The sequence below is a fragment of the Flavobacterium pallidum genome, assembly GCF_003097535.1.
GTDB lineage: Bacteria > Bacteroidota > Bacteroidia > Flavobacteriales > Flavobacteriaceae > Flavobacterium > Flavobacterium pallidum.
Genome location: NZ_CP029187.1, coordinates 1313498 through 1329782, shown reverse-complemented (window position 1 = coordinate 1329782; position 16285 = coordinate 1313498). Strand labels below are relative to the sequence as shown.

The 16285-nt window shown below is 44.5% G+C and carries 13 protein-coding genes; 10 read left to right on the top strand and 3 right to left on the bottom strand.

Annotated elements, in window-relative coordinates; all coding sequences use genetic code 11:
- Positions 1–78 precede the first annotated feature (78 nt).
- The 3 genes from HYN49_RS05360 to HYN49_RS05350 form a co-directional block, all read right to left on the bottom strand.
- Positions 79–333: a hypothetical protein gene (locus HYN49_RS05360; RefSeq protein ID WP_108903164.1), complete on the bottom strand. Its 255-nt coding sequence runs from the start codon at positions 331–333 to the stop codon at positions 79–81.
- 95 nt (positions 334–428) lie between these two features.
- Positions 429–1751 carry an ATP-binding protein gene (locus HYN49_RS05355; protein ID WP_108903163.1) on the bottom strand — a complete coding sequence of 441 codons (1323 nt, stop codon included), beginning with the start codon at positions 1749–1751 and terminating at the stop codon, positions 429–431.
- Between the two features lie 2 nt (positions 1752–1753).
- Positions 1754–2428, bottom strand: a complete 675-nt coding sequence (locus HYN49_RS05350; protein ID WP_108903162.1) for a response regulator transcription factor — start codon at positions 2426–2428, stop codon at positions 1754–1756.
- A gap of 201 nt (positions 2429–2629) precedes the next feature.
- Between HYN49_RS05350 and polA the strand changes: the two genes are divergently transcribed.
- The 10 genes from polA to HYN49_RS05300 all read left to right on the top strand — a co-directional run bounded on the left by polA (position 2630) and on the right by HYN49_RS05300 (position 16274).
- Entirely contained in the window at positions 2630–5461 is a 2832-nt protein-coding gene (gene polA / locus HYN49_RS05345) for a DNA polymerase I (RefSeq protein WP_108903161.1), read from the top strand.
- Positions 5462–5477: 16 nt separating this feature from the next.
- Positions 5478–6800 (top strand): serine hydrolase, encoded by a 1323-nt coding sequence (locus tag HYN49_RS05340; protein ID WP_108904963.1) that lies wholly within the window; start codon positions 5478–5480, stop codon positions 6798–6800.
- Positions 6801–6883: 83 nt separating this feature from the next.
- On the top strand, positions 6884–7786 hold the full coding sequence (locus tag HYN49_RS05335; RefSeq protein ID WP_108903160.1) for a nucleotidyltransferase domain-containing protein: 903 nt from the start codon (positions 6884–6886) through the stop codon (positions 7784–7786).
- Positions 7779–9233: a B12-binding domain-containing radical SAM protein gene (locus tag HYN49_RS05330; RefSeq protein WP_108903159.1), complete on the top strand. Its 1455-nt coding sequence runs from the start codon at positions 7779–7781 to the stop codon at positions 9231–9233. The genes HYN49_RS05335 and HYN49_RS05330 overlap by 8 nt, the downstream gene beginning before the upstream one ends.
- On the top strand, positions 9230–10012 hold the full coding sequence (locus HYN49_RS05325) for a class I SAM-dependent methyltransferase (protein ID WP_108903158.1): 783 nt from the start codon (positions 9230–9232) through the stop codon (positions 10010–10012). Before HYN49_RS05330 ends, HYN49_RS05325 begins: the two co-directional genes overlap by 4 nt.
- Complete coding sequence (locus HYN49_RS05320) at positions 10009–11385, top strand: B12-binding domain-containing radical SAM protein (protein ID WP_108903157.1); 1377 nt, start codon at positions 10009–10011, stop codon at positions 11383–11385. Before HYN49_RS05325 ends, HYN49_RS05320 begins: the two co-directional genes overlap by 4 nt.
- Complete coding sequence (locus HYN49_RS05315; RefSeq protein WP_108903156.1) at positions 11382–12869, top strand: hypothetical protein; 1488 nt, start codon at positions 11382–11384, stop codon at positions 12867–12869. The genes HYN49_RS05320 and HYN49_RS05315 overlap by 4 nt, the downstream gene beginning before the upstream one ends.
- Complete coding sequence (locus HYN49_RS05310) at positions 12870–13985, top strand: hypothetical protein (RefSeq protein ID WP_108903155.1); 1116 nt, start codon at positions 12870–12872, stop codon at positions 13983–13985. It begins immediately after the preceding gene.
- Positions 13978–14724, top strand: a complete 747-nt coding sequence (locus tag HYN49_RS05305; protein WP_108903154.1) for a glycosyltransferase family 2 protein — start codon at positions 13978–13980, stop codon at positions 14722–14724. The genes HYN49_RS05310 and HYN49_RS05305 overlap by 8 nt, the downstream gene beginning before the upstream one ends.
- Complete coding sequence (locus tag HYN49_RS05300; protein WP_108903153.1) at positions 14721–16274, top strand: glycosyltransferase family 87 protein; 1554 nt, start codon at positions 14721–14723, stop codon at positions 16272–16274. Before HYN49_RS05305 ends, HYN49_RS05300 begins: the two co-directional genes overlap by 4 nt.
- Positions 16275–16285 lie beyond the last annotated feature (11 nt).

Below are 16285 nucleotides of genomic sequence, written 5' to 3'. Positions count from 1 at the left end.
ATTCTACCGGTTTTTCCAACATAAAACACTATCACCTTAATCAAAAAACCTTTTATAATGTAGCATTCATTATGGGGTTTATTTTGTTGCAGTTGTTTTTACTGCCTTCACTTCCTTTTTTGCAGGAGTTGTCGTTTTTACCGTTGCAGTTGTTTTTTTAGTCTCTGCCTTCACTTCGGTTTTCACTTCCGCTTTAGCATCTTTTGCCACAGCTTTAGCATGTTTTTCAGATTTTACTTCTTTGGCAGGAGCTGCCTTTGGCTGGCCGGTTTGTGCAAAAGCCATCGAGCCTGTACCCAAAACAACCAATGCTGCCATCAATAAATTTTTCATAATGTTATCATTTTAATTATTCAACGAGTCAAAACTACAACCGCTAAATGAAGATAAAATGAAGATTTGCCTAAGCCGGGAAAATTAACCTTTTTTTAGGCTTTCGGGAATTGCAGCGTGAAGGTTGCACCCTTGCCCGGTGAAGATTCAACCATAATCTGGATGTGATGAAAACGCGCAATACTGCTCGCAATGGCCAGTCCAAGCCCTTGGCCTTCCTGCAACTGATCAATGCGCGTAAACCGGTCAAAAATCGTAGCGGCTTCCTCCGGAGACATGCCCTTTCCGGAATCAGTAATAGAAACCCCATAAGCATCCGTGGTTTCATAACCTGAAATCTGAATAGTGCCTTTTTCTGAATTATATTTTACCGCATTCGAAATGATATTGTAAAAAAGTATATATAGTAAAGTTTTATTTCCCTCGAAAATATAATCATCCAGGAAGTCATTTTTCAAAACCAATGATTTTTCCAGAAGTCGGTCCTCCATTTCAGTTGCTACATCTGCAATCAGTTGCCGCAAGTTTACAGGTTCGGCTTGCTTGAACTGGTTGTTCTCTATTTTGGAAATCAGCAGCAGGTTGTTGATGATTTTCTTGAGCACGTCGAGCGTCCTGAGCGAAGCGACAATCTTATCGGCAACAGCGTCATCGAGATTTTGATGCTGCAATAGATTCTCAAAGCGGTTTTTCAACAACGAAATCGGCGTAAGCAATTCGTGCGACACGTTGGCAATAAATTGCTTCTCCTGCTTAAAATGGTCCTCAATCCGCTGCATCATCTGGTTCAGTACCTCGTCAAGTTCCCTGAAATCCGTAGAATGGCTTTTAATACTGGTGAAATTAAACGAGTCGGCATCATTCACCCGCCTGATCTTCGTGTCAATGATTTTATAAAACGGCTTCAATAAATAATCGATAAAAAGCGCATCCATCAAAAAGGTCACCAATACGATTGCCAATAGTAAAACGAGCGTGAAAATCCGGATCATAAAAGTGAGTTCCCTGATTTCGGCAATGCTGCTGCCTATCTCCAGCTCATAAGCATTGTTTTCATAATTGAATGTATATTGCAGTATCCTGTAATCATCCTGCTGCCCTTCAATGATCCTCGGCTCATCAATAAAAACCGACTTCAGGATTTGCGTCTTATCGCCCAGCTTCGACAACAGGATAAATTCGTCGTGCAAGACTGAGAAACTGGCATAGGTATCGGACTGCATGCTTTCATTCAGGAATTCATTGATTTCGGCCTGGCCTAAATTATGGATGAATTTCTGCTTCTTTTCGAGCAGCGTCTTATCAATGTGTTTGTAAACGACATGCTCGATCAGCATCGGAAGCGTAAAAACAAGGATCAGGATCAGCAGCAACCTGGTAATGACATTGAAAATCGAAATCTGGCTCCTGAGTTTCATAACTATTCATTGATGCGGTAACCCACGTTGCGTACGGTTTCAAACCAGTCAATATCGGTATGCTTATCGAGTTTGTTGCGTAGGTTCCGCACATGCACATCGATGAAATTTGAGTCCGAGTTGATTTCCAAAACATCACCCCAGATATGCTCGGTCAACTGAAGCCTCGTAATCACACGGTTTTTATTCAATACCAGATAACGGAATATCTGGAATTCCTTTTTTGTCAATGGCACCGGCAGGCCGTCAAAAGTCACTTTAAAATCCTCAAGCTGCACCTTAAATCCGTGTACCGGAATTTCATTCGCAGCAAAGCCATGCATCCTGCGTACAATCGCATTGAGCCGTGCTCCAAGCTCAGGCAGTGCAAATGGCTTTGTCAGGTAATCGTCAGCGCCAAGCTGCAATCCGCTCACCCGGTCATCCAGTTCGCCTCTTGCCGTCAAAATGATGACCGCAATTTTAGAAGCGCTTTTACGGATACTGCGCAGCACTTCAAGGCCATCTCCGTCCGGAAGCCCTAAATCCAAAAGCATCACATCATAGGAATTCACCGCAACTTCCTCCAGCGCATCAGCACAATCACTGACGTGTTTGCACAAATAACCCATTCCCGTAAGATAATCTCCGAGTTCCTGTGCGAGTTCGCGGTGGTCTTCCACAATGAGGATGTTCATTTGAAGCTTTTTTTATGAAGCCAAAGTAATAAAAAAGTTGGGAAAGTCAGAAAAGTCGGGAAGTAATGACTATAATCAAGAAATGTTTGACTGTTCTGACCCAGCTTTTGCATCTCATCTTCTAGACTTTCGGACTTTCGGTCTTTCCCGCTTCCGGACTTTCCAATCTAATTACTATTTTTACACCTTTATAAAATACCTATGTCACAAAAACGCCTTTTCCTGCTTGATGCCTACGCGCTGATTTTCCGCGGCTATTATGCGCTGATCAAAAACCCCAGAATTAATTCAAAAGGAATGGACACATCCGCCATTCTTGGGTTTATGAATTCCCTGATCGATGTTATTAAAAGGGAAAAGCCGGACCATCTTGCCGTAGCGTTTGACAAAGGCGGCAGCCACGTGCGGACCGAAATGTTTACCGCCTATAAAGCGAATCGTGACGAAACCCCGGAAGCCATCCGCATTGCGATTCCATACATCCAGCAGTTGCTTAAAGCGATGCACATCCCGATTTTGGAACTGGAAGGCTGCGAAGCCGATGACCTGATCGGTACCATTGCCAAACAGGCAGCAAACCAGAATTACCAGGTTTTTATGGTCACACCCGATAAGGATTTTGCACAATTGGTTTCCGAAAATATTTTTATGTACAAGCCTGCGCGTCTTGGCAATGGCATTGAAATCTGGGGTATTCCCGAAGTGCTTGACCGTTTTGAGATCGAGCGCCCGGAACAGGTGATTGATTTCCTTGGGATGATGGGCGATGCTGTAGACAACATCCCCGGTCTTCCCGGCGTGGGTGAAGTGACCGCGAAAAAATTCCTGAAGGAATTCGGTTCCATGGAAAATCTACTGGAAAATACAGACAAGCTTAAGGGGAAGATGAAAGAAAACATCGAAGCCAATAAAGCGCTTGGCTTACTGTCAAAACAATTGGCGACGATTTTATGCGATTGCGATGTCACTTTCAATGAAGACGATTACGAATTGTCAAAACCGGATGCCGATAAGGTTGAGGAAATTTTCCGCGAACTCGAATTCCGGAGGTTGGCAGAGCAGTTCAACAGCCTGTTTTTCAGCGACCAGAAAAACTATTCCAATATTGAAACGCAGGGACTGCCTCCTACGAAAACCATTGTTAAAACCGATCAGTTCGATTTGTTTTCAACCCAGGAAAGTGCAGACGACGCTTCAGGACAGATCAACAGTTATTATAAAACCCTCGAAAACACGGACCACCATTATCAATTGGCAGAAACTGATATGGCGATAAAATTCCTGATCCAAAACCTGCTGAAGCAAACCGCCGTCAGTTTTGATACCGAAACTACCGGGATTGACGCGTTGAACGCCGAACTCGTCGGATTGTCATTTGCATGGGAAAAAGGAAAAGGGTTTTATGTCCCGGTTCCTGAAAACCGCGAAGCGGCACAGGCTTTGGTGGATAAATTCGCACCGTTCTGGGATTCAGAATCGATTGAAAAGATCGGGCAGAATTTAAAATATGACTTAAAGGTGCTGTCCAATTACGGCGTAACGGTCAAAGGAAAACTGTTTGACACCATGATTGCGCACTACCTGATCAATCCGGACATGCGCCATAATATGGATGTATTGTCTGAAACGTATTTGCAATACTCCCCGAAATCCATCGAAGAGCTGATTGGCAAGAAAGGCAAGAACCAGAAATCGATGCGCGATGTTGCTTTGGAAGACATCAAGGAATACGCCGCTGAAGATGCCGATGTCACATTCCAGCTGAAAGAACATTTCGCCCCAGTTTTAGATAAAACCGAAACCCGTAAACTGTTTGAGGAACTCGAAATTCCACTGGTGCCTGTTTTAGCCGCCATGGAAACCGAAGGCGTGCGCCTCGATACTGATTTCCTGAAAGCCATGTCTGTTGAAATGGATAACGATATCAAAATATTCGAAAACCGGATTTATGAAACCGCAGGTGAGAAATTCAACCTCGCATCCCCGAAACAATTGGGCGAAGTCCTTTTTGACAAAATGAAAATCGGCGAAGGCAAACAGAAGAAAACCAAAACCGGTCAATATGCCACTGGTGAAGAAGTGCTTTCGTATCTGGCGCTTTCAAGCCCTTTTGTACAGGACATCCTGGACTGGCGCCAACTCGTGAAACTACAAAGCACCTATGTCACCGCATTGCCTACGCAGGTTTGCCAAAGGACCGGACGTGTCCACACCGATTATATGCAGGCCGTAGCAGCAACAGGACGTTTGAGCTCCAATAATCCGAACCTGCAGAACATCCCAATCCGTACGGAAAGAGGCCGCCAGATCCGGAAGGCTTTTGTGCCCAGGGATGAAAATTACACCCTGGTTTCCGCGGATTATTCTCAGATCGAATTGCGGATTATTGCAGCCTTAAGCGGTGAGGAAAACATGATCCGTTCGTTCCAGAACGGCGAGGACATCCACGCGGCGACCGCTTCAAAGGTATTCAATGTCGTTTTGGATGAAGTGACCCGGGAGCAGCGAAGCCACGCCAAAACGGTAAACTTCGGGATTATTTACGGCGTATCCGCTTTTGGATTGAGCAACCAGACGTCGTTGACACGCAGTGAATCCAAAGACCTCATCGATGCCTACTACCAGACTTATCCAAGGCTTCGCAATTTCATCAGCGAGCAAATTGAAATCGCACGCGAGCAGGGATTCGTGCAAACGATTTTAGGCCGCCGACGTTACCTGAAAGACATCAATTCAGCCAATGCGATCGTTCGTGGCGCTGCCGAGCGGAATGCGGTGAATGCGCCTATCCAGGGAAGCGCCGCCGACATCATCAAGATTGCGATGATCAACATCCATAAAAAACTGGTTTCGGAAAACTGGAAAAGCAAGATGCTGCTGCAGGTACATGATGAATTGGTGTTTGATGTCCACAATTCAGAACTCGAAAAAATCCAGCCCATGATCAAATACGAAATGGAAAATGCTTATAAGCTTGATGTCCCATTAGAAGTGGATCTCGGAATGGGGCAGAATTGGCTTGAAGCGCATTAATAATAACAAAAACACCATGAAAAAAACACTAATCCTTCTATTACTCTGCCTTTCGGCAAAAAATATTACGGCGCAGGTTTCAGATAAATATAAAACACTGGACAGCGCACTGACATACCTTGCTTCGAACAACCGTTTTATGGGATCTGTTGCGCTGCGGGATAAGGACCAGGTCGTTTTCAGCAAAGCTTACGGTTTTGCAGAGGTCGAAAAAAACACCAAAGCCACGCCGAAGACAAAATACAAGATCGGTTCGATCACTAAAATGTTTACTTCGGCCATCATTTTTCAATTGATTGAAGAAAAGAAACTGGCTTTGGACACAAAATTATCTGCATTTTACCCAACAGTCAGAAACGCGGATAAAATCACCATCGCCAACCTGCTCAACCACAGCAGCGGGATTTATAATTTCACGAATGACAGCACTTTTATGGATTTTGCAGAAATTCCGCAGACGCAGGAATCGATGCTAAAGAAAATTGCCGCCTATGATGCTGCATTCGAACCAGGCAGCAAGTCTGATTACAGCAATTCAAATTACCTTTTGCTGGGTTACATCATCGAAAAAATTACCAAAAAAAGCTATCCTGAAAATGTTGCTGTGCGCGTTATTAAAAAAGCCGGGCTTACAGATACCAAGTATTACGGCACCATCAACCCGGCAAATAACGAATCTTTTTCATACGCATTCGAAGGCGGTAAATGGAACAAGCGCGAGGAATGGCACGAATCCGTGGCTTACGCCGCAGGAGCTTTGCAATCAACACCCGATGATCTGACGCGTTTTGCGCGGGCTTTATTTGAAGGCAAAATCATCAGTAAAAATTCACTGGAAGAGATGACCCGGATGGAAAATAAATTTGGAAAAGGCATTTTCACTTTTCCTTTCGGCGATAAGAAATTCTTCGGGCATACCGGCGGGATAGAAGGCTTCTCCTCCTCATTAGGCTATAATCCCGAAGACGGCGCAGGATTTGCCATGACCGTAAATGCGGCAAATTATGATACAAATAAGATCGCTATTATGGCACTGAGTGCGTTTTACGGACAGGCTTTCAATTTCCCGGAAATAAAAAACATCAGCGTTGATGAAAAAATACTGAAAAGCTATACCGGGGTGTATGCAACACCCACCGTCCCTTTAAAAATGACCATCGCATATGAAAATGGTAACCTCACCGCGCAGGCCACGGGACAGGGTGCATTTCCCTTGACAGCGGAAAGTGAAACCGAATTTATTTTTGAAGACGCAGGGATAAAAATTACATTTGGCAATAATACGATGACCCTGCATCAGGGTGGAATGAAATTTGAATTTAAAAAAGACACGCCTTAGTGCTTTTTTTAAACGCAAAAGCCATATTTTTAACGCAACCTTAACCAAATCCGAGCATCAGGTCTATAACCTAAAAGCCGACCGTGGAATCATTAAAGACCATATTATATTTCTCATTATTCAGGTATCCTTTGAAGCTGGAGGAGATATGCAGTTTTTCAATCTCAAAGGATTGCCCGAAAATTGAAGCCGAGCTTGTGGAATTGATTGCGAAAAAAATCATTTTTAAGATTGAGGATTATTATTATCCCGAATATGATCCCAGCTGCCTTGAAAAACGGAAAAATGGAAACAAGATGGCTGTAGATGCTTTGGTCAAGGCTAAAGAACGTGCTACATTAATTTCTAAATTCCCTTTTGTGGAAGCCGTCGGAGTATCAGGTTCGCTTTCAAAAGGATATTATGACAAAGACAGCGACATCGATTTTTTCGTGATTACCAAACCAGGAAAGCTCTGGATTTCGCGTACTTTCCTGATGCTATACAAGAAGTTGTTCCTTTTTAACTCCAGGAAATATTTCTGTATCAATTATTTCATGTCTTCGTCGAGCCTTGAAGTGGAAGAAAAAAACAGGTTTACCGCTACCGAGATCAAGACCCTCATTCCTTTCGAAGGAAAAATGGTTTTTGAAGAATTTTACAGCAAAAACGACTGGGTTTCCGGATTATTGGGCCAGTATGACCCGAAATTGGAGAGCGTAGGCGTGATCAGCAAGCCGAACGGCGTGAAAATGCTCGAAGCCATACTGGATACTAAAGCCGGCAATCAGCTGGATTCCTTATTCAAGAAAACAACGGTGGCGTTCTGGAAGCTGAAATTCCGGCAGATGCATACCGATGATTTTAAGATGGCATTGAAATCAACCAAAGACATTTCAAAGCACCATCCGCTGAATTTCCAGAAAAAGGTAATCAACGCACTGAATGATAAATATGACGAGATTCGCATAAACCATAACATTGAATTACAACGGGAGTATGTCTGAGATCCTTTTTACCCATTCCTATTTTTACAGGCGCGACCCAAAGCAGTGGAAAAACAAGATGCCTTTTCCGCCGTTGGGCACGCTGTATGCGGCTTCGCTGATGCGTGGGAATGGCTATAACGTACATCTTTTTGACACCTGCCTTATTGAAGACCCACTTGAAATCCGTCCTGCGATTGAAGCGATTCTGCCCAAATATCTCGTCATTTATGACGACGGCTTCAATTACCTGACCAAGATGTGCCTCACGACGATGCGCGAGGCGGCGTTCGAAATGATTGCCATGGGCAAACAAAATGGCGCTATCGTCATTGTCAGCAGTTCCGATTCCACAGATCATTACGGCCTTTATCTTGAAAAAGGCGCTGATTACATTATACAGGGCGAAGGCGAGCTCACTTTGCTGGAACTCATCAATACGCTTGAAAAAAATCAAATTCCTGAAACTACCAACGGAATCGCATTCCGTAAGCACAATGACATTCAGGTAAATCCAAAGAGGCCGGTACTCCAAAACCTAGATGAATTGCCGTTACCAGCCTGGGATTTGATTGAAATGAACGATTATAAGATCATCTGGAGCCAAAGCGGACAGGATTTCACACTCAATATCGCTACCACACGCGGCTGCCCATACAAATGCAACTGGTGCGCAAAGCCGATTTACGGGAACCGCTACAACTCGCATTCGCCGGAATATATCGTGAACCACATCGAGTTCCTGCGCCAGTCTTTTGGCGTGAAACGCTTCTGGATGTGTGATGATATCTTTGGATTAAAACCCAATTGGGTGCAGCAATTCAATGCCGGATTGAAAAGTAAAAAACTCAAAATCCGCTATTATATCCAAAGCCGTGCCGATTTACTGCTGAAAGAAGACACGATAGACGCACTTGCTGAATCGGGCCTTGAAGAAGTGTGGGTTGGCGCAGAAAGTGCCAGCCAGAAAATCCTTGACGCGATGGACAAAGGCACTAAAGTCGAACAGATATATGAAGCCACACGGCTGCTCAAAAGCAAGAATATCCGTATTGCGTTTTTCCTCCAATTCGGTTATCCTGGTGAAACACCTGAGGATATCGAGCATACCATTTCGATGGTGAAAGAACTGAAGCCGGACAATATTGGGATTTCGGTTTCCTATCCGTTGCCGGGCACGCCTTTTTACGAAAAGGTAAAAGCGGACCTGACAGCAAAATCGAACTGGAAAGATTCTGACGACCTGGAAATGATGTTCAATGGCACTTTTAAATCGGCATATTATAAAAAACTGCAGCGTTTTGTGCATAAGGAATTCCGCAAAACCCAGGGACTTGACAACCTGAAAGCTATGGCCGGAAACCCGTTGGAATTGTCGTTGCGTAAAGTAATTTCTGTAATGAAGCTGGGGTATTATGTTCCCGGAGCTTTTGCCAGCGGGATCAGCCTAAAAAAAATGCAAAAGTGAGTAGCGGCTTTGATCGCGCGGCTGTTTCTTATGATGCCGATTTTACAGATACCCCCATCGGGAAGCTTCAGCGTCAATCGGTTTACGCTATTTTATCTGAAATTTTAGACCGTAAAAAACCGGAATCCATCCTTGAAATCAATTGCGGCACCGGCGCTGATGCGGTTTGGATCGCCAATCAGGGTTTTAATATCACTGCGACTGACATTTCTGAAGGCATGATTGCCATTGCGAAAAATAAGGTCAATAAAAATCAGCCGGTATTCGAAACGATGGACATTGAATCTTTGGCTGCACATTTTTCAGGTACTGCATTCGATCTTGTATTTTCCAATTTCGGCGGGTTGAATTGCCTATCCGGAAAAGCCTATGCGACATTTTTTAATGACATTCATCGCATCCTTTCACCAAAAGGAATGCTGGTTCTCGTTATTATGCCGAAAAATACACTTTGGGAAAAAATATATTTCCTCTCAAAAGGTGAATTCAAAAACAGCTTCCGCAGAAAAAACGAATTCATGATTGCGGATGTCAACGGCGAAAAAATCCCGACTTTTTATTACAACCCGAAAGAAACCGTAACTTTAGCAGCGGCGGGATTTGAGGTGAAAAATATTTCGCCGATCGGTTTTTTTGTGCCACCATCGTATTTGCAGCCGTATTTCAACAGGTACCCGAATATCCTGAAGGTGTTGGCAAAATTCGAAAAAGGCATCAGGAACATAGGATGGCTGTCCTCCTATTCCGATCATTATTGCATCGTACTGGAGAAAAAATGAGCGTATTACTGACACACGGCTATTACCTGTCATCCGACCCGAAAGAGCAACGGATCATGAAGCCGTACCCGCCACTGGGATTGCTTTACGTGTCTTCCTACCTCCATAGCAAAGGGATGCATAACGATGTTTACGATTCGACTTTTTATACCAAAGAAGACCAGTTGGCTTTCATCCTTGAGAAAAAACCAAGAATCGTCGCGATTTACACCAACCTGATGACCAAGACCGAAGTCATCAGCCTGATGAAAATCCTGAAATTGCCCGAATATGGTTTCCCTAAAATCATCCTTGGCGGCCCGGACGTGAGCTATAATATTGAAAATTACCTGAAAGCCGGTGCCGATTTCCTGGTTATTGGTGAAGGTGAGGAAACGACATTTGAATTGTGTGGGGCACTTTTAGATGGTCAATCTTATGCTGATATAAACGGCATCGCTTACCTTGAAAATAATATTGCCGTAAAAACCGCGGCTCGTGTTAAATTCCGCGAGCTGGACGAACTGCCGTTACCCAACCGCGATGCCATCCCAAACGAAAAATACCTGGAAATCTGGAAGCGCAACCACGGCGAAAGCTCGATGACGATTTCTACGCAACGTGGCTGTCCCTACACCTGCAAATGGTGCAGCACGGCGGTTTACGGGCAAAGTTACCGCAGGCGTCCGCCAGAACAGGTGGCTGCAGAAATGAAAATGCTCAAAGAAAAGTACAACCCGGATGCGATCTGGTTTGTCGATGATGTGTTTACGATAAGCCACAAATGGCTCACGGCTTTCCATGAGGAAGTGGTAAAACAGGGTGCACAGATCCGTTTTGAATGCATCACGCGCGCGGAAAGGCTGAATGAGGAAATCCTGAGACTGTTGAAAGAAGCAGGTTGTTTCCGGATTTGGATAGGGGCGGAAAGCGGATCACAGAAAATCATCGATGCGATGGACCGACGCGTAGACGTGAACCACGTAAAGAAAATGATCCAGGACACCAATGCGCTCGGGATTGAAACCGGGACTTTTATCATGGTGGGCTATCCCGGGGAAACCGAAGCCGATATTTCGGAAACGATCCAATACCTTAAAGATGCCAATCCGACGCATTATACGATTACCATCGCTTATCCGATCAAGGGGACATCGCTTTACGAAGAAATTGAAAAAGACATTACCGTTGCGCCGGATTGGGAAACCTCAACCGACAGGGAAATCGATTTCAGGCGGGAATATCCACGGAAATATTATGATTATGCGGTGTCAAAAGTAGTCAATGAAGTCGAATTCCACAGGGCATTTTCCAAAAACCACTTTTCTGTAAAAGCAGTGAAGCACAAGGCGAAATCATTCCTGGCCACCGCGTTGATGAGTTTAAGCAAATGAAGAAGGACACTACATATGCTGCCATAATTACGCTGCTTTATTTTGTGGTAAGCCTGGTCGGCATCCTGCACCATGAGCTGTGGCTTGACGAATCCCAGCATTGGCTTCTGGCCCGGGACAGCGATTCGTTTGCTGACTTAATGTACAACCTTCGCTTTGAAGGGCATCCGGTACTTTGGGATTCCCTTTTGTTCCTGGTCAGCCGTTTTACGCACAACCCTTTAGGGATGCAGTTCCTGCACATCCTGATTGCAACGGCTACAGCTTTCGTTTTTTTAAGCAGAGCCCCTTTTTCAAGGACATTCAGGACGCTTTTCGTGTTTGGGTACTTCATGATTTTTGAATACAGCCTGATCAGCAGGAATTATATCCTGGGCATTTTCTTCCTGTTTTTGGCCTGTAGCCTGTTTAAGGACCGGCAGCGGAAATTCTGGATTTTGTGCCTGTATCTTGCCATTGCCAGTAATGTACACTTGATATTTTCGGTCGTCTGCTGCGGTATTTTTGCTGTGCTTTTGTATGAAAAGTTCCGGAACGGTGACATCCGTACTTCCGGGGCCGGCATTTTCGTTTTCGGTATCGGGTTGGCGATAAATGTCGCCCTGATTGCAATGACACAGTCGGATTGGCTTTTCGAAACAGTGAAAGACGTGCCATTGAGAGAGAAATTCAGCGCGGGCTATATTTCCCTTTTTAAAGGTATAATGACCATTCCCGATTTCAGCACCATGCATTTCTGGAACACCAATATACTGGTAAGCCTGAGCAGGCCGACGGCGGTCCTTCTTGGATTATTGGCGTATGCACTGCCGCTGTTTTTACTCCGGAGCAAAATGGTATTGGGCTATGTATACCTTACACTGGCGGGGTTGCAGGTTTTCTTTTTCGTAACACAGCGATCTGCGGTAAGATTTGATGGCATGGCTTATATGGTGCTGGTCATCGGTTTGTGGGTGGAACAATATCTTCCGCAGGATGAAGTTCCCGAAGCCTTCCTGAAAAGGAAAAAATGGGTTTTGTATTCCATACTTTCGATTCAAATGCTCACTGGCGTGCTTGCTTATACATTTGATTATCTTTACCCATTTACCGCTGCGAAAAATGTGGCTTCTTTCCTTAAGCATAAAAAACCGGAAAACGGCAATGTGGTGACCGTTACCTGTGATGGCACAATGTTAAGCCCTTATCTTCAAAAGAAAATTTATTTCCTTAGTGAGAAAAGTGAGCACAGCTATTGCGACTGGGGAAGCGCGAAAGGCATTTTCCAAAAAGACAGCATCAGGGCGATGCTAACCAGCTATGTAAATGAAAAAGGGACAGCCATCTTTGTAAGCGGTTATGCTTTTACCGATAGTAAATCCCTGGGGAGTTGGCAAGCGCTGAATGAAATGGTAAAGGTAAAACTGCTTGCAGAATATAATGACAACATCATAAGGAATTCGGGATTTTCTATTTATGAAATATCCCCAATAAAACAGCATTAAATGAAGATCCACCGATTCATAGTCCTGCTTTCAATCCTGCTAACACAATCTGTGGCCGTGCCCCCGCAATTCATGGACATTGACGACAGTGTGAAGCTGGAATGGCATAAAAGTTATGCAGACGACACTATGGATAAAGCTGTGGTGGGATTGCGCTGGGCCTTGTCATATGTAGGTGCGAAATCCCTGGGGCCTTCCGAAATAACAGTTTCCGGGAACACTGCCAGCATCAATGCCTACAAACTGGGGCTGAATGAAAATGCGGTCAACGCACTGAAGATATTGCATCAGGCAATCCGGGAATCAGGAGAGTATAAACGCAATAAATCCATTGATATGGGGCGCTACGTTTCGCTGATCCTGGGATCGCCACAACATTATTACGCACTGACTGGCGTTCCGGAAAAGTTGGATGACTTGCTTGCCGGTTACACTCTGCTTGAAGACAAAGGCTATGTGAACCACTCTGCCGTTTCGCTGAAACACCGTATTATCCGCTTTTCCGGGCAAGACAAAATGAGGCAGGTTTTCCTTTCTGCAGAAACCGATCCTGCTACAGGCCGTATTGAAGAATATGAGACCCTCGAAATCATGGACAACGCGCAGCTGCGTTTCGGGATTTTTGATGCTGACGGGAATCGAATGGACCATGCTGACCCGTCTGTTACCAATGCCGGAAAACCCGCTAAATGCATGTGGTGCCACGAATCGACGATTTCGCCCATGTTCAAACCACAGGACGAGGTACATTCCTACTTAAGCTACAATGCGCTGCAGGATAAGCTGAAAGCGTACAATCAATCCCTTACTGAACAGAAAGCATTGTTGAAAGAAGGTGTCGATTATTTAAAATTGCAGGACCATACTTTTACAGAATTGCTTTACATCACTTTTATGGAGCCCTCCGCAGAAAGGCTCAGTGCCGAATGGGGCATGCCTTTGGCTGAAGTACAGCAGCGGCTTTCAGGTTTAAGTACGCATGTGTGTGAGGAGTTTCCGTATTTAGGGCCGCTTTACCAGCGTAAAGAGGTAGAAAAACTCGCGCCCTATCAAGGCCTGGAAGTTTCAGGATCGGTCAGGGAAATGTCTTCGGAAGTAAATTATATCCATGATTAACAATCGTAAAATAATCGTCGTACTGCCGGCTTACAATGCTGCCAAAACCCTTCAGAGGACTTTTGAGGAAATCCCTTTTGAGGTAGTCGATGATGTGATCCTGACCGATGATTTCAGTAATGACAATACGATTGAAGTGGCCAAAAATCTCGGCATTCGCCACATCATCCGCCATGAAAAAAACAAAGGTTATGGCGCCAACCAGAAATCCTGTTATGCGAAAGCCCTCGAACTGCAGGCAGATATCGTGGTGATGCTGCATCCCGATTACCAATACACGCCCAAACTGATCCCGGCAATGTGCACACTCGTCGCCAATGATTTATACGATGTGGTTTTAGGGTCACGCATCCTGAGCAAAGGCGCACTGAAAGGCGGGATGCCTTTGTACAAATATTTGTCGAACCGCATCCTCACGCTAATCCAAAACATGCTGATGAACCAGAAACTTTCAGAATATCACACGGGTTACCGTTGCTTTAGCGCGGATATATTGAAGAAAATACACTTCGGCATGAACTCGGATAATTTCGTTTTTGACAATGAGATGCTCGCGCAATGCTGTTATACCAAGGCACGGATTGGAGAAATTTCGTGTCCGGCCAAATACTTTGAAGATGCTTCTTCGATTAATTTCAAAAGAAGCGTTGTTTATGGATTGGGCGTTTTAAGGGTTTCCGTATCATATTTTTTACAGAAGACCGGATTGCTTCGCTTTTCAATCTTCCGGGATTTATGAAATCCCTTTTTAAATATTACTATTGGTTTCCGCTGTTGCTGCTCTGCGGGTTTTATGTTTTCCGGGCGGTTGATTTCCCTGTACATGATTTTGCGAACTATTATTTCGGGGGGCGATTCCTTATCGACGGTAGTTTCGGAAAATGGGTTTATTTTCCTTACGAATTCAACAAAGTCATTTTTGACCTTGGCCACAAGGGCGTGTTTGTGAGTTATGCGCCAAATACGCCATTCCTGGCTTTGCTCTTTGCGCCACTTTCACTGATTCCTGTTGCAGCGGCCAAGATCATTTTCAATATCGTCAGTTGCGGCCTGTTTTTTTTCAGCTTAAAAAGGCTGGTGGATTTTAACCGGATCAATCTGTGGTACATGGCCATCATCCCTTTACTTTTTTTTGTACCGATAAAAAATGACCTGCTTTTCGGGCAGGTTTATATGCTGCTTTTCTTTCTATTGGCCGAAAGCTGGCTCGCGTATCAGAAAAACCGGCTTAAGAGCATGGCAATGTGGCTTTCATTGGCGATCATGCTGAAGGTGTTCCCGGTGTTTTTGGTCTTGATACTCCTGTTTAAGAAGCAATTCCGTGCCTTTATCTGCGTTTTCGTCGGCATGGCCATTTTATTTGCCGTCAGCCTGCCGTTTACGGGAATCGGAATCTGGATTTTTTATCTCAATGCAGTGCTCCCGAAAGCTTCAAACGGAGAAATCGCGACCGCTTTTGTCGACAATTACCAATCAGTATTCATGTTCCTGAAAAGGCTTTTGGTTTATGATTACCCTGAAAACACGAGTCCATGGTGGGGCAATCATCAACTGCTGTTTTCCGGATTGGTAGCCGCTTTTAAAATCATGCTTATTGCTGGCGGATATTACATTTCGAAAAAGGCAACGGATCCGCTTTTGGCTTTTTCCTATTGGATTTTCGCCCTATTGCTGATGTCACCGTATGGCAGCACTTACAGCCTGCTGCTGTTGGCCTTTCCGGTTTTGCTGGTGTTAAAAAACGACTGGCCCAATTCAAAAAAAGCGGTGTGTTTCTTCCTTTTCCTTTTGATCAATAATATCCCGCTGGCTTTATTTATGCAGCAGCCGTTTCCGGTGTCTTACCTAAGGCTGGTTTTATTGCTGCTGCTGGCGACGATGTTGATTTTGAGTGTTTCAAAGCTGCTGAAATGGAAAATCATATCGGCCGTTTCGCTAGCCGCGCTTTTAGCGGTATTGCTTTTGCAGCAAACGGGTTCACGCCCGGACGGATTTCACCTCACCCATCAGGAACCCATTCTTATATACGATTACCGGATCACGGCCAACAAACTGACGTATCATTTCTGGAATGAAAACGGGCCCCAAAGCCGGTCCGAATCCCTGAAATTTTCGACTGTGCAACCGCTTGAAATCAGGAATGGCGAAGTATTTTACAACCATAAAATGCTTACATCGGACCAAAGCAATAAAATGAAACCCATATTATTGGATCATCATACCGTTATTTACCTTTCGGATTTCGATCGCGGCATCGGGTTTTATGCTTTGAAAAAAATCGATTTATAAGAAAGAGCTTA

Bases quoted from the DNA above. Each gene is read 5' to 3' on its own strand.
- HYN49_RS05305 (WP_108903154.1), top strand. From the start codon at position 13,978: ATGATTAACAATCGTAAAATAATCGTCGTACTGCCGGCTTACAATGCT.
- HYN49_RS05320 (WP_108903157.1), top strand. From the start codon at position 10,009: ATGAGCGTATTACTGACACACGGCTATTACCTGTCATCCGACCCGAAA.
- HYN49_RS05300 (WP_108903153.1), top strand. From the start codon at position 14,721: ATGAAATCCCTTTTTAAATATTACTATTGGTTTCCGCTGTTGCTGCTC.
- HYN49_RS05310 (WP_108903155.1), top strand. From the start codon at position 12,870: ATGAAGATCCACCGATTCATAGTCCTGCTTTCAATCCTGCTAACACAA.
- HYN49_RS05340 (WP_108904963.1), top strand. From the start codon at position 5,478: ATGAAAAAAACACTAATCCTTCTATTACTCTGCCTTTCGGCAAAAAAT.
- HYN49_RS05350 (WP_108903162.1), bottom strand. From the start codon at position 2,428: ATGAACATCCTCATTGTGGAAGACCACCGCGAACTCGCACAGGAACTC.
- HYN49_RS05360 (WP_108903164.1), bottom strand. From the start codon at position 333: ATGAAAAATTTATTGATGGCAGCATTGGTTGTTTTGGGTACAGGCTCG.
- HYN49_RS05315 (WP_108903156.1), top strand. From the start codon at position 11,382: ATGAAGAAGGACACTACATATGCTGCCATAATTACGCTGCTTTATTTT.
- HYN49_RS05355 (WP_108903163.1), bottom strand. From the start codon at position 1,751: ATGAAACTCAGGAGCCAGATTTCGATTTTCAATGTCATTACCAGGTTG.
- polA (WP_108903161.1), top strand. From the start codon at position 2,630: ATGTCACAAAAACGCCTTTTCCTGCTTGATGCCTACGCGCTGATTTTC.
- HYN49_RS05330 (WP_108903159.1), top strand. From the start codon at position 7,779: ATGTCTGAGATCCTTTTTACCCATTCCTATTTTTACAGGCGCGACCCA.